The organism is Aminobacter sp. P4_D5 (genome assembly GCF_056401815.1).
Map to the genome: position 1 here is coordinate 1 of NZ_JBFUIP010001455.1, position 509 is coordinate 509.

The 509-nt window shown below is 73.5% G+C and carries 1 protein-coding gene; it reads right to left on the bottom strand.

Annotated features, from left to right (window positions below; translation table 11 throughout):
• Positions 1 to 509, bottom strand: a 509-nt coding sequence (locus AC1DWF_RS38935) for a phosphatidylglycerol lysyltransferase domain-containing protein (RefSeq protein ID WP_476843722.1), incomplete at both ends; no start/stop codon positions are given.

Here is a 509-nt window from a genome sequence, read left to right on the forward strand (position 1 = left end):
CGCGCAGATAGGCCGGCCCCACGCCCACGAAGGCCGCGCGCGCACCGTTGCGCTCGCAAAGGTCGCGGAAGCGCCAGATGGCCGAGACGGCGTCGCGCACGTCGCCGGCGGGGTCGCCATGGCCGATCCAGATCGGGCCCGCCTTGGAGAAGGCGAAGCCCGCACGCCCCGCCTCGCCCCAGAGCACGCCCTCGGCCTGGGCGGGCAGGGCGGCACCGAGCGCCGCCAGCACCGCGCGCTGTGCCTGGTCATAGGCTGCCGGCAGGATGCGCACCGGCCGCAGCAGCCGCACAAGCCCGATCAGTAGAAGCAGCACCGTGATCCCGACGGCGAAGCGGAGCTGGATCGGCGGGCCCTGGGTCAGCACCACCTCCCACCAGTAGTCGTCCTGCAGGCGGCTCGCATTGGCGAAGAGCGCCAGCGCCATGCCGCTGATCGCGACGGCGGCGAGCGGCAGCAGCATCTCCTGCGAGAGCGGTTCCGCGCGCAGGCGGCTGTCGCGGTAGAAG